Source organism: Myxococcus eversor, assembly GCF_010894455.1.
GTDB lineage: Bacteria > Myxococcota > Myxococcia > Myxococcales > Myxococcaceae > Myxococcus > Myxococcus eversor.
This window is the reverse complement of sequence record NZ_JAAIXY010000018.1, coordinates 44,877-62,186: the sequence shown is the minus strand read 5'-3', so window position 1 is coordinate 62,186 and position 17,310 is coordinate 44,877. Positions and strand designations below refer to the sequence as shown.

The 17,310-nt window shown below is 69.1% G+C and carries 12 protein-coding genes; 4 read left to right on the top strand and 8 right to left on the bottom strand.

Translation table 11 applies throughout. The annotated features are described in order from the left end of the window. Positions 1-78 precede the first annotated feature (78 nt). The gene (locus G4D83_RS31465; RefSeq protein WP_163868557.1) at positions 79-8,181 is read left to right on the top strand and encodes a LamG domain-containing protein; all 8,103 of its coding nucleotides are present in this window, start codon (positions 79-81) and stop codon (positions 8,179-8,181) included. Between the two features lie 27 nt (positions 8,182-8,208). Here the strand turns inward: G4D83_RS31465 and G4D83_RS31460 are convergent, their stop codons facing one another. Further along, complete coding sequence (locus G4D83_RS31460) at positions 8,209-9,375, bottom strand: hypothetical protein (RefSeq protein ID WP_163868556.1); 1,167 nt, start codon at positions 9,373-9,375, stop codon at positions 8,209-8,211. After that, positions 9,372-9,776, bottom strand: coding sequence for a hypothetical protein (locus tag G4D83_RS31455; protein WP_163868555.1), 405 nt, complete (start codon positions 9,774-9,776; stop codon positions 9,372-9,374). The genes G4D83_RS31460 and G4D83_RS31455 overlap by 4 nt, the downstream gene beginning before the upstream one ends. 168 nt (positions 9,777-9,944) lie before the next feature. On the opposite strand from G4D83_RS31455, the gene G4D83_RS31450 reads away from it, so the two are divergent. Continuing rightward, positions 9,945-10,250, top strand: a complete 306-nt coding sequence (locus G4D83_RS31450) for a DUF3817 domain-containing protein (RefSeq protein ID WP_163868554.1) — start codon at positions 9,945-9,947, stop codon at positions 10,248-10,250. Here G4D83_RS31450 and G4D83_RS46455 read toward each other — a convergent pair. Together G4D83_RS46455 and G4D83_RS31440 are read right to left on the bottom strand one after the other, a co-directional pair. Beyond that, a complete protein-coding gene (locus G4D83_RS46455) occupies positions 10,241-10,717 on the bottom strand; it encodes a hypothetical protein (RefSeq protein WP_240356793.1) in 477 nt (158 codons plus the stop codon). The genes G4D83_RS31450 and G4D83_RS46455 overlap by 10 nt on opposite strands. Positions 10,718-10,789: 72 nt before the next feature. Continuing rightward, positions 10,790-11,470, bottom strand: coding sequence for a hypothetical protein (locus G4D83_RS31440; protein ID WP_240356791.1), 681 nt, complete (start codon positions 11,468-11,470; stop codon positions 10,790-10,792). Positions 11,471-11,728: 258 nt separating this feature from the next. Here G4D83_RS31440 and G4D83_RS31435 point away from each other — a divergent pair, with 258 nt between their 5' ends. After that, positions 11,729-12,343 (top strand): TIGR02265 family protein, encoded by a 615-nt coding sequence (locus G4D83_RS31435; RefSeq protein WP_163868552.1) that lies wholly within the window; start codon positions 11,729-11,731, stop codon positions 12,341-12,343. On the opposite strand, the gene amrB is transcribed toward G4D83_RS31435, so the two are convergent. After that, on the bottom strand, positions 12,302-13,153 hold the full coding sequence (gene amrB / locus G4D83_RS31430; RefSeq protein WP_163868551.1) for an AmmeMemoRadiSam system protein B: 852 nt from the start codon (positions 13,151-13,153) through the stop codon (positions 12,302-12,304). The genes G4D83_RS31435 and amrB overlap by 42 nt on opposite strands. A 597-nt stretch (positions 13,154-13,750) precedes the next feature. Between amrB and G4D83_RS31425 the strand changes: the two genes are divergently transcribed. After that, positions 13,751-14,305 carry a hypothetical protein gene (locus tag G4D83_RS31425; protein ID WP_163868550.1) on the top strand — a complete coding sequence of 185 codons (555 nt, stop codon included), beginning with the start codon at positions 13,751-13,753 and terminating at the stop codon, positions 14,303-14,305. Between the two features lie 59 nt (positions 14,306-14,364). Here the strand turns inward: G4D83_RS31425 and G4D83_RS31420 are convergent, their stop codons facing one another. From G4D83_RS31420 to G4D83_RS31410, 3 genes are all read right to left on the bottom strand, one after another. Continuing rightward, on the bottom strand, positions 14,365-14,829 hold the full coding sequence (locus G4D83_RS31420; RefSeq protein WP_163868549.1) for a hypothetical protein: 465 nt from the start codon (positions 14,827-14,829) through the stop codon (positions 14,365-14,367). Between the two features lie 829 nt (positions 14,830-15,658). Continuing rightward, complete coding sequence (locus G4D83_RS31415) at positions 15,659-16,546, bottom strand: alpha/beta fold hydrolase (RefSeq protein ID WP_163868548.1); 888 nt, start codon at positions 16,544-16,546, stop codon at positions 15,659-15,661. Then, positions 16,539-17,261: a lysophospholipid acyltransferase family protein gene (locus G4D83_RS31410; protein ID WP_163868547.1), complete on the bottom strand. Its 723-nt coding sequence runs from the start codon at positions 17,259-17,261 to the stop codon at positions 16,539-16,541. The genes G4D83_RS31415 and G4D83_RS31410 overlap by 8 nt, the downstream gene beginning before the upstream one ends. Between the last annotated feature and the right edge of the window lie 49 nt (positions 17,262-17,310).

Genomic DNA, 17,310 nt, shown 5'->3' with positions numbered 1-17,310 from the left:
CTTCAGCACCCCACATCCGCCATCACATCAGGAGCGCGCGCCGACGCTCGCGGACGCGCGTCTTCAGGAACCCAGCTCATGCCAGACCAACGTTTGATGAAGACGTATGTCGACCAAACCTATTACTTCACCACCATGGTCCGGCATAACGGCACCGTGGTCTCCTTCGCCCTCGATGCGCAACGGGTCATCCACTATTCCGTGCTCGCGCTCGACACTCCCGACGAGGCCCGAGGCGAACTCGACGTCAACTACTGGAGCGAGGAGCCCTCCGTCCTTCGCTTCCCCTCTGAAATCGAAGAGGTCGGCTTCGCGACGGCGGGCGCCACGCGCATGCCCGTCGTCAAGAAGGGAGGACGCGAGGGGGCCTCCGAGGACCTGTCCGCCGAGGAGATGGACCCCTTCCTCTCCACCACCGCCCGACTCACCACGGGGGCCGTTCCGTTCCAGGTCCTCTCGGATGGCAAGCACATCTTCCTCTTCCGTCAGGCCATCCATGAGGTGCACCCGGACGCGGTGTTCGCGCTCAGCGGGGGTGGGTCCTCGGCGGACCGCTCTCGCGTGGACTACGTGCGCGCGGAGGACGGCTCCAAGGTTCCGCTGACGCGCGACACCGTGCTGTGCGACCGCTTCGTGCTGTCCGGCTCGGAGCTCCAGCCCTGCATGGAGGTCCGTTATCGCCGCAGCCGGCACAGGACGCTCCCCGCCAGCCAGACGGACACCCTGGGCACCGAGGACATGGATGGCAGACCCTTCCATGAGCCGACCCAGGAGCTGTCGTTCATCCGCAATGCCACGAAGGGGCGCTTCGCCGTCACCCTGCTGCCCACGCAAATCGCCGGCCTGTGCCGCTGGCAGTTCTTCTGCCTCAACGACGTGTCCAAGCGCATCGACACCTTCAACGTGGAGCAGGCCGAGGACGGGCTGTTCAACACGCAGGGCTCGCTGCTCTACACCAGTCCCGACCCGAGATATCAGGGCGCCGTCCTGGAGCGCACCCCAGGGACCTGCCCCTTCACGGACGAGGAGCTGGTGCCGCTCCTGCCGGAGCGCGACTTCGCCGAGGCAGCGCTGTCGTTCGACGGCACGGACGACTTCGTGCGTATCCCCGCCTCACCGGCGCTCGCCTTCAAGGGCAGGAAGTACACGCTGGAGCTCTGGGTCCAGCCGACGGCGACTGGACGGGCCACGCCGTTGACGCTGCTGCGCAAACAATCCGACACGGGGGCGGGCAGCTACGAGTTGGCCATCCTCACGAATGGGAAGCTGCGCCTGCGCCATGAGGTCTCTGGGACGACGGTCACCGCCACGTCCACGGACGCCGTCACCGCGGGCAGGTTCCACCACATCGCCGTCACCTATGACGGTGCGACGGCCCGCTTCTATCTGAACGGCGCGCCCTCCGGCTCCACGGCGCTGACCTTCGAGGCCGACACGACGCAGGCGCTCCTCATCGGCGCCGCCCTCACGAAGGACACGGTCTCGGAGTGCTTCGCGGGCGTGATTGACGAGGTGCGCCTCTGGGAGCGCGTGCGCGACGCGGCGGAGCTGTCGCGGGACAAGGGCTTCCGGCTGGTGGGCCAGGAGCCGGGGCTCGTCGCCTACTACCGCTTCGACGAAGGCAGGGGCGTCACGCTGTATGACCAGACCGACAACCTCCAGCACGGCACGGCCACGGGCGGGCCCACCTGGGTGACGTCGGGCGCGCCGGTGGGTGAGCGGCCCTCGCTGCGTCGGGACAGCTTCGCCCTCAAGGGGCGCAAGGTCACCTCCGGCATGGCGGCGCTGCTCTACTACCAGCAGGAGACGACGGGCAGCGGCGACAGTCGGAGCGGGGAGCCGCAGAAGCGACAGGCCCGGGTGATGCTCTCCTTCGCGACAGGGGGGGCTTCGCCCAAGGGCAGCCCCACGCGCCAGGAGTACGCCGCGGTGCTCGACTTCGCCGTGTCCCAGGACGGCCACCTCGCGCAGATGCAGGACGTCGCCACGCTGCCGTGGCTCGCGGCCCCCGAGAAGAATGGAACGGACAAGGAGATAAAGAAGGCCGAGACCAACCTCTCCAATGCGGAAACTTCAGTGCGGGACCTCGACGCCCAGCTCATCGCCGCTCGGAAGCTGCTGGCCGCCCTGGAGAAACCCACGCCCGATGGGAACCTCCTGATTCACCTGTACTGGTTCCACCTCCACATCCAGAGCGACGACTACTACATCGGCGTCACCGAGGTCCGCGACGGCTCCCCCGTCACCGCGGCCGCGCAGAACGCCGCCATGGCCACCGAGTTTCGTCAGTGGCGCTTCGTGCCCTCTCCGGACAAGGGCGGCTACCTCCTCCAGAACCGAAAGAGCCAGATGTACCTGGAGTGGCAGTCCACGGGCTTCGTCCAGAAAACCACGAAGACGAACTGGACCTGGATGCGCACGGGCGCGACGGAGCACTACCAGGCGCTCCGCGTGGTCAACGCGGGCAGTGGTCACCCGGCCCACAAGGACGAGTACCTCCAGCGCTCATCCAACGGAACGCTGGGCTTCACCAAGGCCTTGGGGTCGTCCGCTTCCGCCTGCCGCATCGTGTCCGTCGAGCCGTGCGAGAACCTGGCCGCGCTGCGCGCCAAGACGCGCACGGAGCTGGCGGACCTGGAGCTGCAACGGACCGCCGCCGAGCAGACCCAGGCCGAGGCGCGCATGGAGCTGGCGCGACTGACGCTGGGCGCGAAGGGCAGCGAGGTGTCCCTGCGCATGAAGCTCTTGTCCGTGGATTGCCGGGGGCTCCCCGTGGCGGGCGCGCTGCTGGCCTTCGCGGAGACGTCCTCCACGCCCTTCCTCCTCGACAGCTCCACCGGCCAGGTCATCCTCTACTTCCGTGGCTCGGTCGACGGAGAATTCCTGGCCGCCTACTACGAGCCCTCCGTCACCCGCGAGGTGGTGCGGCTCGGGGATGCGACGCAGGGGCTCACGCTCGTCGCCACCAGCGCGGGCACGGACCTGGGAGCCGTGGACGTCACGCTCGCCAACGGCTCCAGCAACGACCGCTGCGCGTTGACCTTGAAGGCCGGCGGATACACGGAGGTCTGGCCCGAGGCGCCCCGCGCGCCGAAGCTGCTCGCGGAGGTGCTCTCCGGACAGGCCCACCCCGAGTTCCTGGGCACCGTGGCCTCACACAGCGGCACCACGCTCACGCTCGCGAAAGGCACCCAGCGCTCCCTGGCGAACGGAGACCGCATCGAGGTGGGCTCGGAGGTGCTCCAGGTGAACAAGGCCATTCCCCCCAAGTCCACGCAGCTCACCGTGAAGGTCGCGCCCCAGGGCCCGCTCACCGCTGGCCAGCGCGTGCGCTTCCTGCCCTATGACTACTCGCGGGCGACGTCGGACCTGCCGGGCGCGCTGCTCTCGAAGGGCTCGCTGTGGCTGCGTCCGGTGCCCACGCTCTCCACGCAGCCGCTGGTCAACGGCGCCGCGAAGCAGGTGCTGGGCACCTCGTCGGGTCGCTGGCACGGCGACGTCCCGGGGCGAGACCTCTCCTTCGATGGGCTCCAACACTACGTGGCCTCGCCGGCCGGACTGGACACGACGCCCCTGGCCCTCCAGGGCGACGTGACGCTGGAGGCCTGGCTCATGCCGAAGTCGGTGGACGCGTCGGCGGTGGTGCTCGCGTGTGCCCCGGCGGCGCGCACGTCGGAGTCCAGCAACCTGGCGCTCGTGCTGGATGGAAAGACGTACGTGCGCTTCGGGGACGAGCTGGTGCTGGCCGGCGTCGACTTCACGCTCGAGGCGCGGTTGATGCGCAAGAAGACCACCGTGGCGGAGACGCTGCTCGCCCAAGGCGTCCCGTCCACGACGGTGAACCAGCGCCTGCTGCTCTCCTTCGACGCGAGCGGGAAGCTGGTCTGCCGCTTCGGCAAGGACACCCTCACCTCGTCGACGGCGGTGAAGGACACGACGTGGCACCACGTCGCCCTCACCCACGATGCCGACAGCCGGGAGGCCGTCCTGTATCTGGATGGCAAGAAGGTGGCGGGCAAGACGCTGTCGGAGGCCTACTCGGGAGAGGGCGAGCTGATTCTGGGCGCGGAGGTGCTCGACGGGGAAATCACCACCGCGTCCACGTGCCTCGTGGACGAGGTGCGCGTGTGGGACCATGCCCGCGACGTCCAGTCCATCGTCGCCGACCAGGCGCTCCGGGTGGAGGGGGACGCGTCGGGGCTCCTGGCCTGCTGGCACTTCGTGGAGGAGGAGGCCCGGGACATCGCGCTCGAAGGGGGCCAGTCGGGCGGGACGTACGTCGGCACGCCGACCTTCGAGACGTCGCCTTTGGACTCCCTGGTCAGTCCGTCGGCGCCGCTGGAGTACCAGCTCTCGCTCGTGAAGGGGAAGGACAAGGAGGTGCGCTCCGCGCTGTCGCTGGATGGCGAGACGTACGTGCGCTGCGGGGACGGGCTGCCGCTGGCGAAGAAGGACTTCTCCGTGGAGCTGTGGCTCAAGCGCACGAAGAACAACGTGCCCGGGTGCGTGCTGTTCCATGGGTCCACCCACTCGGATGACGGGGACCGGCTGTCACTCGTCCTCAACGCGCAGAACAGCCTGGTGCTGTCCATGCAGAACGGCGTGGCGCTGGTGGAGACCTCCGTCGCCGACATGGAGTGGCACCACTACGCCTTCACGTTCAAGGCGCTGACGGGCCTCGTCATCCTCTACCGCGACGGCAAGGAGGTGCGCCGCTCCACGCGTGGGAAGGACTACACGGGCGAAGGCGCGTGGGGCCTGGGGGGGCTGGGCGACGAGGTCGAGGACGAGGCCCTGGCGACTCCCGCGACGTGCGCGCTGGACGAGGTGCGGGTCTGGAACAGCGCGCTGGCCGCGACGGTCATCGAGCAGAAGAAGGGCCTGCGCATGCAGGGCAGCGAGGCGGGGCTCCTGGCGTGCTGGGGCTTCAACGACACGCGGGTGCGCGACGTGACGGGACGCCAGTTCCACTGCGACGTCAGCGGGACTCCGACCTTCGTGAAGTCGCCCATCGACGCGGGCTTCAGGCTGCTCGCGGGCGTCGGCGACTCCTACGTCATCAGCCAGGAGTCCTTCCCCGTGGGGAGCTGGCGTCATGTCGCGTTCGCCTTCCAGCAGTCCTGGGGCGTCCAGCTCCGCCCGGGGGCGTGGCTGGAGGTGGCCCACGCGGATGCCTTGCAGCTCACCGGGGACCTGACGCTGGAGGTGTTCCTCGCCGTGGGGCCGCTGGGCCGGCGCCAGCCCCTGGTGGGCAAGGGCGGTGTCGGAGACGGCAGCGGGCAGGAGGTGCCGTATCTGCTGAGCATCACCGAGGACGGGCGGCTGTCCTTCACCTTCGAGTCGAAGGGCTCGCGCCGTGAGGTCTTCTCCACGGGCAAGGTGAAGGAGAACACGTTCCACCGCGTCGCGGTGGTGCGCAAGGCCGGCACCAGCCACACCGAGAAGAAGGTGACGCGGGAAATCGCGGGGCAGTCCTTCGAGGTGCTGGACAGCATCGAGGTGAAGGAGTGGGACGACCTGCGCTTCTACATCGATGGACGGGACGAGGGCGGCTCGCAGTACACGGACGCGGACCCCCGGGGCCACGCGGGCCCGTTCCTCATCGGGAAGATGACGGAGGGCACGGACACCTACGGCCTCACCGGCACGCTGGCCGAGGTGCGCGTGTGGAGCCGGGCGCTGGACCCCGCGCAGCTCGGAGTCGCCCTCAAGCCTCGGGACTCCGGGCTGGTGGCGCGGTGGCGCTTCCCGGAACGGGAGGGCAACGTCACCCTGGACGACAGCGAGTCGTATCCAGCGCGCCTGCGCGGCGCCACCCGGGTGAAGTCCCCCAACCCCGCGGGCAGTCAGGTCTGGATGTATGTGAATGGCAAGGGCATCGCGCTCCAGTCGCTCTCCTCCACCAGCACGGAGGTCGCGAGCCTCCCCCGCGTGGGCGCGGGCTTGAGCCTGGGCGGTGTGTGGAACGGCGAAAAGGTCCAGGCCCCCTACAAGGGCGAGCTGGAGGAGGTGCGCATCTGGGACACGCTGCGCAGCGAGGAGCAGGTGCTCGACAACCTCTTCACCCGGCTCAAGGGTGAGAAGGCGGACCTGGTCGCGTACTACACGTTCGACCTGGACTCGACGCGGCCGGACTCCTCGCGCATCAACGACAATGGCCTGCGCGGCAACCACCTGGAGCTGCCTCGGGCGGTCAACCGCCCCGTCCCCCAGTTGAGCACCGCGCCGGTGTCCAACGACACGGCCCGGGTGCGCTCGGCGCTGGCGAGCGTGCGCACGCCGTTCCACGCGCCCATCCAGGGCATGCCCGGCGTCGCCGAGTATGGAGACCTGCAGCGGGACGCGACGGGAGGCATGCGCGGGACGATGAAGCGCGCGTACTCCTTCATCTACTCCGGCGGGTGGTACCTGGTGACGGGCTACAAGGTGGGCAACCTCGTCACGGAGTGGGTGAGTCAGGCGCAGTTCGCGCCGCAGGTCATCGGCTACGTGGAGGGGGCGCCGCCCGTGCCCTCGGAGAACCTGACGGCGGGCGTGATTGAGTACACCGGCGAGGTGCCCGCGGACCTGTCCCGCGTGGAGTTCGTCCAGGCCGATGATGTGATGACGACCGTCTCCGCCTCGGCGGAGTCGAGCATGATGGGCAGCCTCACGCTCAGCTCGCTCCTCGCCGCCGAGCTGGAGGTGAAGCTCATCACCGCGCCGATGGGCATCGGCACGTCCGCGCCGATGGCGAAGGTGAATGTGGAGGCGGGGCTCTCCTTGCGCACGGAGCTGTCCGGCGGCTGGGTGAACGAGGGCAGCCAGGGCAGGGGCCAGCGCATGTCGCGGAACATGGCCGTGTCGCTGGTGGGGAACTGGGAGTCCACGAAGACGCCCCGGGGCCCGGAGATGGAGCGGCGCATCGTCCCCTCCAACGTGGGCTTCGCGCTGGTGCAGTCGGAGACGGCGGACGTGTACTCACTGCGCCTGGAGCACAACCGCGCGCTGGTGGGCTACCGCATGGTGCCCAACCCCGACATCCCGAGGGATTGGAACCTGCTCACCTTCCCCATCAATCCGCTCTACACCAAGCAGGGCACGCTCGACGGTTGCATCGGCTTCTCATCGACGGGCAAGGTGATGGACCCCGACTACTCCATGGCCGCCGGCTACGGCGAGTACTCCTACTACAAGCCGCGCGAGGCCTACGCCCTCAAGCGCCGCATCCTCCAGGAGGAGCAGCGGGAGCTGCACCGCTACCGGGCCTTCTCCACGGGCAGCAACCTGGTGCAGGCCGGAGTGAACGAGGTGGTCGACAATGCCTCGCGGGTGCTGGCGAGCGTGATTGGCGAGGTGCCGGAGCCGGCGATGCCCTCGGGAGACACGGAGGCGACGGCGCGCGCCTTCGCCAAGCGCAACCTGTGCAACACGTACGTGTGGACGGTGCAGGGCGGCTTCTTCGCGGAGACCACGGAGACGACGGACGTGGTGACGGAGAGCCACAATGGACACTTCTCCTTCAACGTGTCGGGCGAGCTCCATGTTGGATTGAACGTGGAGCTCTTTGGCATCACCGTGGGAGGGCAGGTGGATGCGGCCTTCGGGGGAGGGCAGACCTTCACCCGCGCGAAGAGCAGCGAGGCCAGCCGCTCCTTCGGGTTGAACCTGTCGCTGGGCCTGCCGGCGAACATCCAGGAGTACGACGACAACGGGCCCGTCTACGACGGCAACAACCAGCCGGTGCTGGTGCCGGGCAAGGTGGATGCGTACCGCTTCATGAGCTTCTACCTGGACACGGACCGGCGGAACTTCGATGACCTGTTCCGCAAGGTCATCGACCCCATCTGGCTGGAGCAGTCCAGCGAGCCCAACGCGCTGGCGCTGAGGCAGGCGAGGCAGTCGGAGAAGGCGCCGCCGTGCTGGCGCATCCTCCACCGCGTGACGTTCATCAGTCGCCTGCTGCCCGCGGTTCCGCTTCGCAACGAGCTTCCGTTGGAGAAGGCGATGCGGGCGGAGAACATCTCCAGCAACTACGAGCTCATCCAGCGGCTGGAGCCCTACGTCCGCGAGCACCTGGGCAGTCAGGCGAGGCTCGCGGAAGCGACGCGGCAGGCGCTCCAGCGCTACCTGCCGGAGCTGCTGCCGCAAGCGGAGCAGGTCACCAGGTACCTGTCGCTGTACTACGAGGTCCTCAACTAGCGGACCCCGCGGTGCATCCCGGCGCCGTCAGGAGCGAGGCGCCGGGAGTGGTTGCAGCAGCGTGGGCAGCTCCGCCAGGTCGAGCACGAGGCTGGGGCGAATCTGGCCGACGGCGTCCGCCATGTCCTCCCCCTGGCCCTGCACGCCCAGGCCCACGGTGAAGCGCTCGGCCACGGTGACGCGGGTGGTGGCCACGACGCTGGCGCGCCTCTGGTCCGTGTTTCCCAGTTTCAACAGTGACTGGGTGGCTTCGAGCTTGAGCTGGAAGCGTTGGGAGGCGACGCCGAAGGACAGGCCGACGTCCACCCACTTGTCCATGGACAGCTCCGGGCGCTGCCGCTCCTGGAGCACGCGCACTTGAATGGCGGCCTCCAGGTTGGAGTCCGCGCTGCTCAACAGCTCCACCGTGGCCGCGCCGAAGCCGCGTTGGATGGCGACACCGTCGCCGTCGTGGGACTTGAGCCCGGGTGTCACCCAGCGGCCTCCCACGGAGACGAAGAGCGCGGTGGACGCCTGGCGCGTCTCGCGGGTGCAGGCGGGGAGGCCTTGGCGAATCTTCGCGATGCCCGCCTGGCGCGTGGCCTCCATGGCGAGGCGGTAGTCGCCGAGCGCCTTCTCGAAGTCGGCCGGGTCCACGAAGTCGCCGGGCAGGGGCTTGTCGGGGAACTCGTAGAGGCTGGGGTCGGTGAGGACGCGCTGGATGCACGCGTTGTAGGCGGCGCCGTAGATGCCGCGCTCGCCGAGGACATCCACGGACAGGCCCGCCATCACCGTGGCGAAGCGGCCCTTCTCCGGGACGCCGTCGGGGTAGGGCGTGTCCTGGCCGATGCCGAGGGTGATGGCGGTGTCCTGGAGCAGGCGGGTGATGACGGACGCGTTGCGCGCGGCGACGGCCTCTGAGTAGAGCTTCTCGAAGCCGTCGGTGAGCAGGTAGGGGTTGAGCTGGAGGGCGAAGGACGCCTGGGTGCCGTCGAGCACCGCTCCCACGCCGCGCAGGCTGACGACGAGGGCGGAGGGGTTGGAGGGGTGGACGACTTCGCCCGCGGTGGCGATGTCCAGGCCCGCGGCGGTCTCCGAGCCCCCTCGGAGGATGCTGGGGAAGTCCAGCTCCACGGTCCCCGAGTCCGGGGTGCCGCCGTCCTGGGCGCTGGCGGTGGAGGCGCAGAGGAGGAGCAGCGCGAGGAGCGCCCTCATTCCACCACCGTCCAGGTGAGGGTGATGAAGTCAGCGCCAGCGCCCTTCTGGAGGGAGAAGTCGTCCCAGAGGGCTTCCTTCTGGCCCTTCTCGAAGACGAGCGTCGCCCGCTGGAGGAACTGGGCGCCCATGCCCACGGGGTCCGCCACGGTGAGCACCGCGCGCACCCAACCCTGGGCGGCGGTGGGAAGGAAGTCATCGGGCAGGGGAACGGTGACGGCGCCGGGGAAGACGTCCGCGTGGAGCTGGCGGCGGTCCTGTCCCTGCATCTTCCCGCTGATGACCAGTCGCATGGCGACGGTGTTGAGGGTTCCGGTGGGCCGCTCCAGCACCAGCTTCGCGCCCTTGCGGTCCTCGCGTGGCACCTGGATGGTGGACTCCAGCTTGTCGCTGCCTGACATGGTGCTCTCCCCCCTCGGTTCGTGGTGCCGGGCTTTCCCAGCCTCACGCGGTTCATTCTAGTGGGAGGGGAGACACGGAATGAAGCCAGGCGGGCGGGCGACCGGGTGCGTCACAGTGACGCATGGACGGCGGGAGCAGGGGATGGGAGACAGGAGGGGGAGAGCGCCATGTTGAAGACCCCCCTTGGACGGTTCCGCGCGGTGGCCTTGTTGGAGGGCCTGTCGTTCGTGTGTCTGTTGTTCATCGCGATGCCGCTGAAGTACGCGGCGGACATGCCCCTGGCGGTGCGCTTCACGGGCATGGCGCACGGGTTGTTGTTCGTGCTGTACCTCTTCGCGTTGATGGAGGCGGCCATCGCCCTGCGCTGGTCCTTCGTGCGCGTGGCGGTGGCGTTCGGCGCGTCGCTGGTGCCCTTCGGCAACTTCCTGCTCGACGCGAAGCTGCGCAAGGAGAGCGCTCCGGCTCAGGGGTGATACGGGGCGCGTTCGAGGAACCGCCCGTCGGGTGAGATGGCGTAGACCTCGAACCAGTCGAACTCGAGCGTGACACCAGGACCGAAGCCAGGGCACCTGTCCACGCGTCGCTCGACTTGAACGAAGTAGATACCCGCCTCGAAGCCGATGCGCAGCTCCAGGGAGCGGGGCGAGAACGCACACTGCTGGGTGTGCTGTTTCGGAAAGCGCTTCATGGCTTCTTGCAGCGCGGTGTGCGCGGCGAGCACCGCGGGGCCATCCAGCGTGGCCAGCGGGCGAATCTCCTCCGGCCACTGAATGGGACGTACGCCCGTGGCCGCCGGTGATGTCCCCGCATCCTGTGTCGACGTCGTGGGCCGAGGTCTCTCGCCTCCCGCATCCGTGCTCCCCGCGTCGGACGTGAGCGGAGGAGCGCCGCCATCCGTCAGCAGGGAGACCAGCAGGAGCAGGGGATTCAGTCTCAGCATGTGGCACCTGGAGAACGTGCATCAGGACGGCGTGACGTGGTGCGAGGTCGCATGGGCGTGGCGTCGAGCAGCCTAGGGTGACACCGCGGAAGAGCAATCCGGAGGAGCGCCGTGGGGCCTGATGGCGCTGGAAGGGCGCGGCCGACAAGTGGCCTGGAAGCTCCAGTGCTTCTGGGTCGCGTCCCAGAGAAAGACCTCACCCGCTGGGTTCCACTTGTAGAAGCGGGGAGCGCTTCGATGGCCCGTGGCGAGCCATCCCCAGGTCGAAACGGGTTGTCCCTTCGCATTCCGGGCCAGTCGGCCGCTCGGCGTCGTCGCATAGGCCATCATCACCCAGAGGCCCTCTCCCGATTTCGCCAGGGGCCACACGACGAGGTCCTTGGCGCTGACCTCCGCTCCGCAGGGATGGTTGTGGGCATAGCCGAAGATGGGCAGGTCCCTTCCGAAGTCCACGTCATCCACGCCACCAAAGGGAGGTCTGCACGCACGGGTCGAGGTCGCCATATCGCGAATGGGCCAGGACACGCGCCAGTCGTCGGGCGTGCGGTAGATGGCGGCGCAGTACTCGGTGGCATCGGGGCGGGGACGTCCTGTCTGGGCGTCGCAGGCATCCATCGCACCAGGTAGTGCCATCAGTGCCTGGAGCGTTGGAAGGACCAGGTCATCCGGGACGGTCGCCGAGGCGTCGAGCACGACGGGAACCTCCGGCCACGGGCCGGGTGCCACGGCCAGGAAGGTGTCGCCGTCCAGCACGGGTAGCTCAGAAGGAAGGTAGTAGCGTCGAGCGCTCGTGCAAGAGATGGCGAGGGCCAGCCCGAGCCAGACTGGCCGAGTCAATGCGCGGAGCCGAGACAGCCCTGGCGTGCGCGAGGTCGTCATTTCACTCAACGTAGTGCATTGGCTGCGTTCCCAGGATTGGAACGCGCCAGGGTGATGCTGACCCTCCAGGAGTTCGCGCGCGAGAGGAAGCTGTGCGAGCATTGCGCGCTTTTTCGCGGTGGAGGTCGGCTCATGGAACGCGGGACGTGGAACACGCCTGAGGCAGTGCAGCGGGAGCTGGATTCACGGCTCGCCCTCGTTCAGTCCTCCGAGCACATTCGCGGCATGCACTTCGCCGCCGTGCTCGACACCGTGCGCTTCCTGGGCGGTGAGCAGGCCGTGAAGCACATCGTCGACGCCGGTGACTTCCCCGCCGACCTCGACCCCACCGAGCTCTATCCCGTCCCGCCCTTCATGCGGCTGTTCTTCGCCGCCGCCAACCTGCTCGCGCCCCAGCTCGGCGGCGTCGAGGAGGCCATGCGCCAGATTGGCGTCCAGGGCACGCTCGCCTTCGTCCGCTCCATGTTCGGCACCGAGGTCCGTCAGCAAGTCGGCGGAGACCCGAAGCAGCTCGTCAACATGCTCCCGGAGGCCTACCGCATGGCCATCGACTTCGGCGAGCTGCAAGTCGAATGGACCGCCAGCCGCGCCGGCCGCATCCACATGCGCCGCATCTTCACCCCCGTCGCCTACAACGAAGGCATGCTCGAAGGTGCCCTCCAGGCCGTCGGCGCCCAGGACATCCGCGTCGAGGGCCGTCAGACGTCATTGCTCGACAGCGAGTACTCCCTCTCCTGGGACGACTGAGCACTCCCGGGACGTGCCCCGCGCGGGCGACTCGAAGACGAAGGCGCCGTACCCGATGACCTCGGCGCGCGCTCCGGCCAGGTCCCCGGAGTTGCGCAACCCCACCAGCCTGGGCCGCAGCCCCCGCCGCTTCGCCACGCGCAGCAAGCCGTTGATGGCCTCCGTGCAACACGCGCTGCCCGCATCCAGCGGCCCCTCCAACGCCAGCACCCGTGTCACCGTCTCCTGGTCCGCGCGCCGCGCCTCCTCATAGGGCAGGTAGTGCGACAGGTCCGAGCTCACCACGAGCAGCACGTCCTCGTCCCACAGCGCCTCCAGCACCTGGGCCACCGCCTCCTCGTCCGCGCGGCCCACCACCAGCGGCAAGACAGTGAAGTGCTCCATCGCCCGCTGGAGGAACGGGAGCTGCACCTCCAGCGAGTGCTCCGACTCATGCGCCTCCGTGGAGGCACTCACCTGTGCCAGCTCCGTCGCCCGGCGCAACAGGTCCGCGTCCAGCCGCACGTCACCCAGCGGCGTGCACAGCAGGTCAACGGCCGGATACGCCAGCCCTCGAAGCGAGTGGAAGTGACACGGCCCCAGGAGCAACACGCGCGTGCGCTCCGCGCGCCGGGCCCCCAGCGCGGCGTATGCCGCCGCCGCCACCGCCCCTGAATAGACATAACCGGCATGGGGAACGATGAGCGCGGAGACAACCCCTCCCTCTGGCCCCCGGGCCTGCTCCAACCACGCGTCCACCTGCGTGGCCAGCGTGGTGGGACTGGAGGGGTAGAAGGAGCCCGCCACCGCGGGCGCACGCACACGAGGCATGTCCTCCCATCCATCCTTCCGTGGGGCGCCGCATGAGGGGATTCGCTGGAATCCTACGGACAGACGGCAACATGAGGATATGCGAATCATTGCCAGTCTGTTCGCTTCTGGGACGTGCGCGTCCCGACTTCGGACGCTCAGGAGGGCATTCCGGGGCTTTCCGGCTGACAAGGGATTGATTTCACCGGGAGTTCGTTTGGCGTGAGGCTTGCTACCGGTGTCCTCGTACCGTGCGCTCCTTCCGAGCGGTTCAGGGCCGCTCGGGGCACGGTACCTCGCGCATGGGAGGGCCGGCCGGGAACTCGACCCCTCCACCCCGGCCGCCCCTCCCGTCCGTGAGCCCTGGCTCGCGCGAGGCCTCCCGCGTGCCCGCGTCGGGGCCTTCCGTCCATGTCTCAGCGATGTCTCACGCGCGGCGTCTTCGGGTGATGAGAACCCGTGTGACGCGCCGGCTCGAGGCGAGAATTCTCAAGTTGCGCTCATGCGGTAGAGGACACAGGGGAGACGAAAAAAGGATGCGCGCCCGCCTCCATTGACTAGAAGAGGCCGCCGAGCGCCCGGGAATGACCGCGGGCACACGCAACGGAGGGACGCTTCATGAAGGCAAATCAGTGGCAGGCCATGGCCGTAGCGGCCGGGTTGATGGTGTCGACGACTGCTTTCGCGCAGTCGACGGGTGGGGCTTTTGGCAGCGTCGGGCAGATTGTCGTCAGCTCGGATGCGTCGGCGGACCTGGGCTACACGACGGAGGGCGCGGGGTACGGCTTCTTCAGGCTGGCGCCGAGCGTGGACTACTTCCTGAAGGAGAACCTCTCCATCGGAAGTGGCATCAACCTGTCCGTGCTGTTTGGTGAAGGGGACTCGCTGGCGGCGTTCGGCATCAACGCGCGCGTGGGCTACAACATCCCGTTCTCGGAGAAGCTGTCGTTCTGGCCCAAGGCCATCGTCACGCTGTTCGTCGGCGACAACATCCTGTCGCTGCCCGACGGCACCGGTTCGGCTTCCACCGTCATCCTGGAGGGCTACGCGCCCGTGCTGTACCACGTGACGTCCCACTTCTTCGTGGGCGCCGGTCCTCGCCTGGCCATTGGCCTGGGTGACGACGTGGATGTGACGTTCAGCGTGGGCACCACGGTGGGCGGTTACTTCTAGAGTCTGTTTGTCCTGGCGCGCGGCGGGCCGTGTGTCCGCCGCGCGCCGGAGCTTCGTCGTCAGGGCAGGGTGAGGCGGCTGACGCCCCCGCTCGGACGCGACAGCGGCAGCATCCGGGTCTCCTCCACCCAGCCCTCCGCGGACGGTGCGTTCCCCTCGTGGATGAGGCGCAGGCCCAGGTGCAGCGAGCGCGAGCCGGTGCCCGGCGCGTAGAGCCGCACGACGGACGTGGCCTCCTCGACGACCCGGCGTGACACCGGCCTGGGCGTCTTGTTCCCCCGGCCTGCCCGCACCACGCGCCAGTCCTCCAGCTCCCAGCCCACCACGCGGCCGTCGCGCAGGTGCACGGACACGTTCGCCCAGACGGTGCCGTCCGCGGGCACGCGCACCGGCTCGAGCAGTCGCCGCAGGTCCGTCGCCAGCGCGGACGGCTCGCGGGCGTCGCGTCCTCGCGTCGTCCGGCGACCTGACGGGCCTGGAGAGGCCGCTCGCTGGAGAAGGACGCGCCCGGTTCCAGGGCCCACGAGGCCGGCTCGCGCCGCATCCGCAGGACGACTTCGCCCCCGGAGTGATGGGTGGTGGACATCAGCGCGCGGGCGACTGTTCGCTGCAGGTCGTCGCGGTCGACGGTGCGTCCGGCCCGTCCGCCGCGCTCCAGCGACTGGTAGCCCACCAGCGTGAGGGCCCCGCGCTCCGCCCAGAAAGTGAGCTCCAGCCGCGAGTCGACGTCACGCACGCTCCCGGCCAGCACCGCCACCTGCCGGGCCACCTGGCGCGCTTCCTGACGACGGGCTTCCTCGTGCTCGAAGGGCTCGTGCGTTTCGGGGCGATTCGCGCCGCTCGTGCCCGCGGAGGGGCACGCGAGATTCGTCGACATGAGGATGAGCGCCACGGTCCGAGCGCACACCCGGAGTCCGCGGTGAATGGGCAGCATGGACATGGGTTCCCCCTCCGAGCGACAGCGCCGCCCGGTCGGTCTGGCCTCGCGCGGGACACGCGGGCCGACTCGGTATTCTTGAGAGGGAAAGACGCGCGCCGCTGGGGAATCCTGAGCGCTCGGGACTCGCGGACGGGACGTTTGTCCATTCACCCACGCTCACGTCGCCCGGCGCGCCAGGGTCGCGACTCACCGCACGAGGTGGCGCGCGACGAGCTCATCCGCTCATCGTGCGCGGCGGTGCGGTGATACACGCCGCTGTCGAGCAGCACCTTCATGCACCGCGCGAAGCGGGCGTCCACGTCTGCGTTGTCTGGAAAGGCGATGCCCGGCCTCTCGCTTCACCACCTCCAGTGATTCCTTCTGCCGCGACAGCGACAGTCAGGTGGAGCTTGAGCGTCGTGCGGTGGCAGCGCTCATGGCGTGAGTCCCGAAGCGTCCTCGACGTACTCCCGGAGGAACGCGCCGACCGCCGCGTTGAAGGCTTCTGGATGGCTCATGTACGGCAGGTGGCTGGCATCGCGCAGCAGCTCCAGCCGGGCACCTGGGATGTGTTCGGCCACGTCGCGCGCGGCGCGCGGCGGCACCAGCAAGTCCCTGCCGCCCTGAACGACGAGCGTGGGCACGCGAAGCTCATGGAGGCGAGAAGTGAAGTCCGCGGCCAGCACGTCGCGCAGCCGGCGCAGCAATTCCACGGGGGCCAGCCGCCGTGCCTCGCGCACGATTTCCGCGCGGCCCTCGGGCGGCAGCCTCGCGCCTCCGAGCACCCTCGCCACCGTGGGGGCGAAGACATACGCCAGCGGACGCGGCGTGCGCACCAGTGTGGACAGCGTCACCGTCACCCGCCTCACCCGCCTCACGCTGGCCACTGGCGACACCAGCACCAGCGCCTTCACCCGCTCCGGATGCGCCAGCGCGAAGGCGATGGACAGCAGACTGCCGTAGGAGGACCCCACCAGCGCGAAGCGCTCCGGCAGCCGCGCCTCGGGATGATTCAGCACCGCCAGGTTCCACTCCAGCGGGGTGTGCGTGGCGGGCGTGCTCAACGGCGGCGTCCACAAGAGCAGGCGCAGCCGCCCGGCCAGCGGCTCCATGGGCGCGAAGGAGCGGCCACTGGCGCCCAGCCCCGGAAGACACACCACCGTGCGGGCCAAGTCGGTGTCGCCGTCGGGGAAGGTGAACAGCCGCACGGAGGTGCCCTTCACCTCGCGCTCCTCACAGCGCAGGTGCGCGTAGCCGTCGGGGACGTCCTCCAACCTGGGGACGCGCGCGGGCGCGAGGGCGCGCGGCGGCGTCTCAAGCATGGCGGGCCCTCACCAGCAGCCGGTGCACGCTGGTGGCCACCCTGTCGCGGAACGCGCGCAGGCGCGGCTCGGAGGCGCCCGCGGGCGGCGGGGTGTGGGGACTGCCCAGCGCGAAGGTGAGCCGCACCGGAAACGGCAGCGGCCCCAGCCCCACCAAGAGCGGCACGCGGTACTTCTCCCCATTCGTGAGGTGCAGCCCCAGCCGGGCCTCACCCGGTGGGAAGAGGAACGTGTCGTCCACGCCAAAGCCCCCGAAGGGCACCACCGGCACCCCCGCATGCGAGGCCACCCGCGCGAAGCCCAGCGCATGCTCCCACCGCAACTGGTAGCGCCCGCGCGGACGCTTGAAGACCTCGCGCGCGCCGCCGGGGTAACAGACGACCAGCGCCCCGGCGCGCAACACCTCCAGCGCGTTGTCCCGGGTGCCTTCGACACCGCCCAGCCAGGGCAACACCGTGCGGACCACCGGAATGCGGAAGAAGCCTCGCTCCGCCAATCCCACCACCGGACGCCCGGTGACCTGGTGCAGGAGGTGGAAGAAGGCGGGCGTTTCGTAACCCCACACGCCGTGGTTGCCCACCAGCAACACCGGGCCGCTCCTCGGCAGATGCTCGGCGCCCACCAGTCGGGCCCGGTGGTAGAGCGCGGACATCGCCGCGCCCCGCTCGGCGAGGTGGAACACGGCCCTGCGCACGGTGGCGAGCGGAGCTTCCACGAGGAGTCATGATGGAGACGCCCCCGCCCATCGCCATCCAACCCGAGCA

What these genes read in the sequence shown, in the direction of transcription:
- G4D83_RS31465 (WP_163868557.1), top strand. Translation starts at nt 79, where the DNA reads ATGCCAGACCAACGTTTGATGAAGACGTATGTCGACCAAACCTATTAC.
- G4D83_RS31460 (WP_163868556.1), bottom strand. Translation starts at nt 9,375, where the DNA reads ATGAGGGCGCTCCTCGCGCTGCTCCTCCTCTGCGCCTCCACCGCCAGC.
- G4D83_RS31455 (WP_163868555.1), bottom strand. Translation starts at nt 9,776, where the DNA reads ATGTCAGGCAGCGACAAGCTGGAGTCCACCATCCAGGTGCCACGCGAG.
- G4D83_RS31450 (WP_163868554.1), top strand. Translation starts at nt 9,945, where the DNA reads ATGTTGAAGACCCCCCTTGGACGGTTCCGCGCGGTGGCCTTGTTGGAG.
- G4D83_RS46455 (WP_240356793.1), bottom strand. Translation starts at nt 10,717, where the DNA reads ATGCTGAGACTGAATCCCCTGCTCCTGCTGGTCTCCCTGCTGACGGAT.
- G4D83_RS31435 (WP_163868552.1), top strand. Translation starts at nt 11,729, where the DNA reads ATGGAACGCGGGACGTGGAACACGCCTGAGGCAGTGCAGCGGGAGCTG.
- amrB (WP_163868551.1), bottom strand. Translation starts at nt 13,153, where the DNA reads ATGCCTCGTGTGCGTGCGCCCGCGGTGGCGGGCTCCTTCTACCCCTCC.
- G4D83_RS31425 (WP_163868550.1), top strand. Translation starts at nt 13,751, where the DNA reads ATGAAGGCAAATCAGTGGCAGGCCATGGCCGTAGCGGCCGGGTTGATG.
- G4D83_RS31415 (WP_163868548.1), bottom strand. Translation starts at nt 16,546, where the DNA reads ATGCTTGAGACGCCGCCGCGCGCCCTCGCGCCCGCGCGCGTCCCCAGG.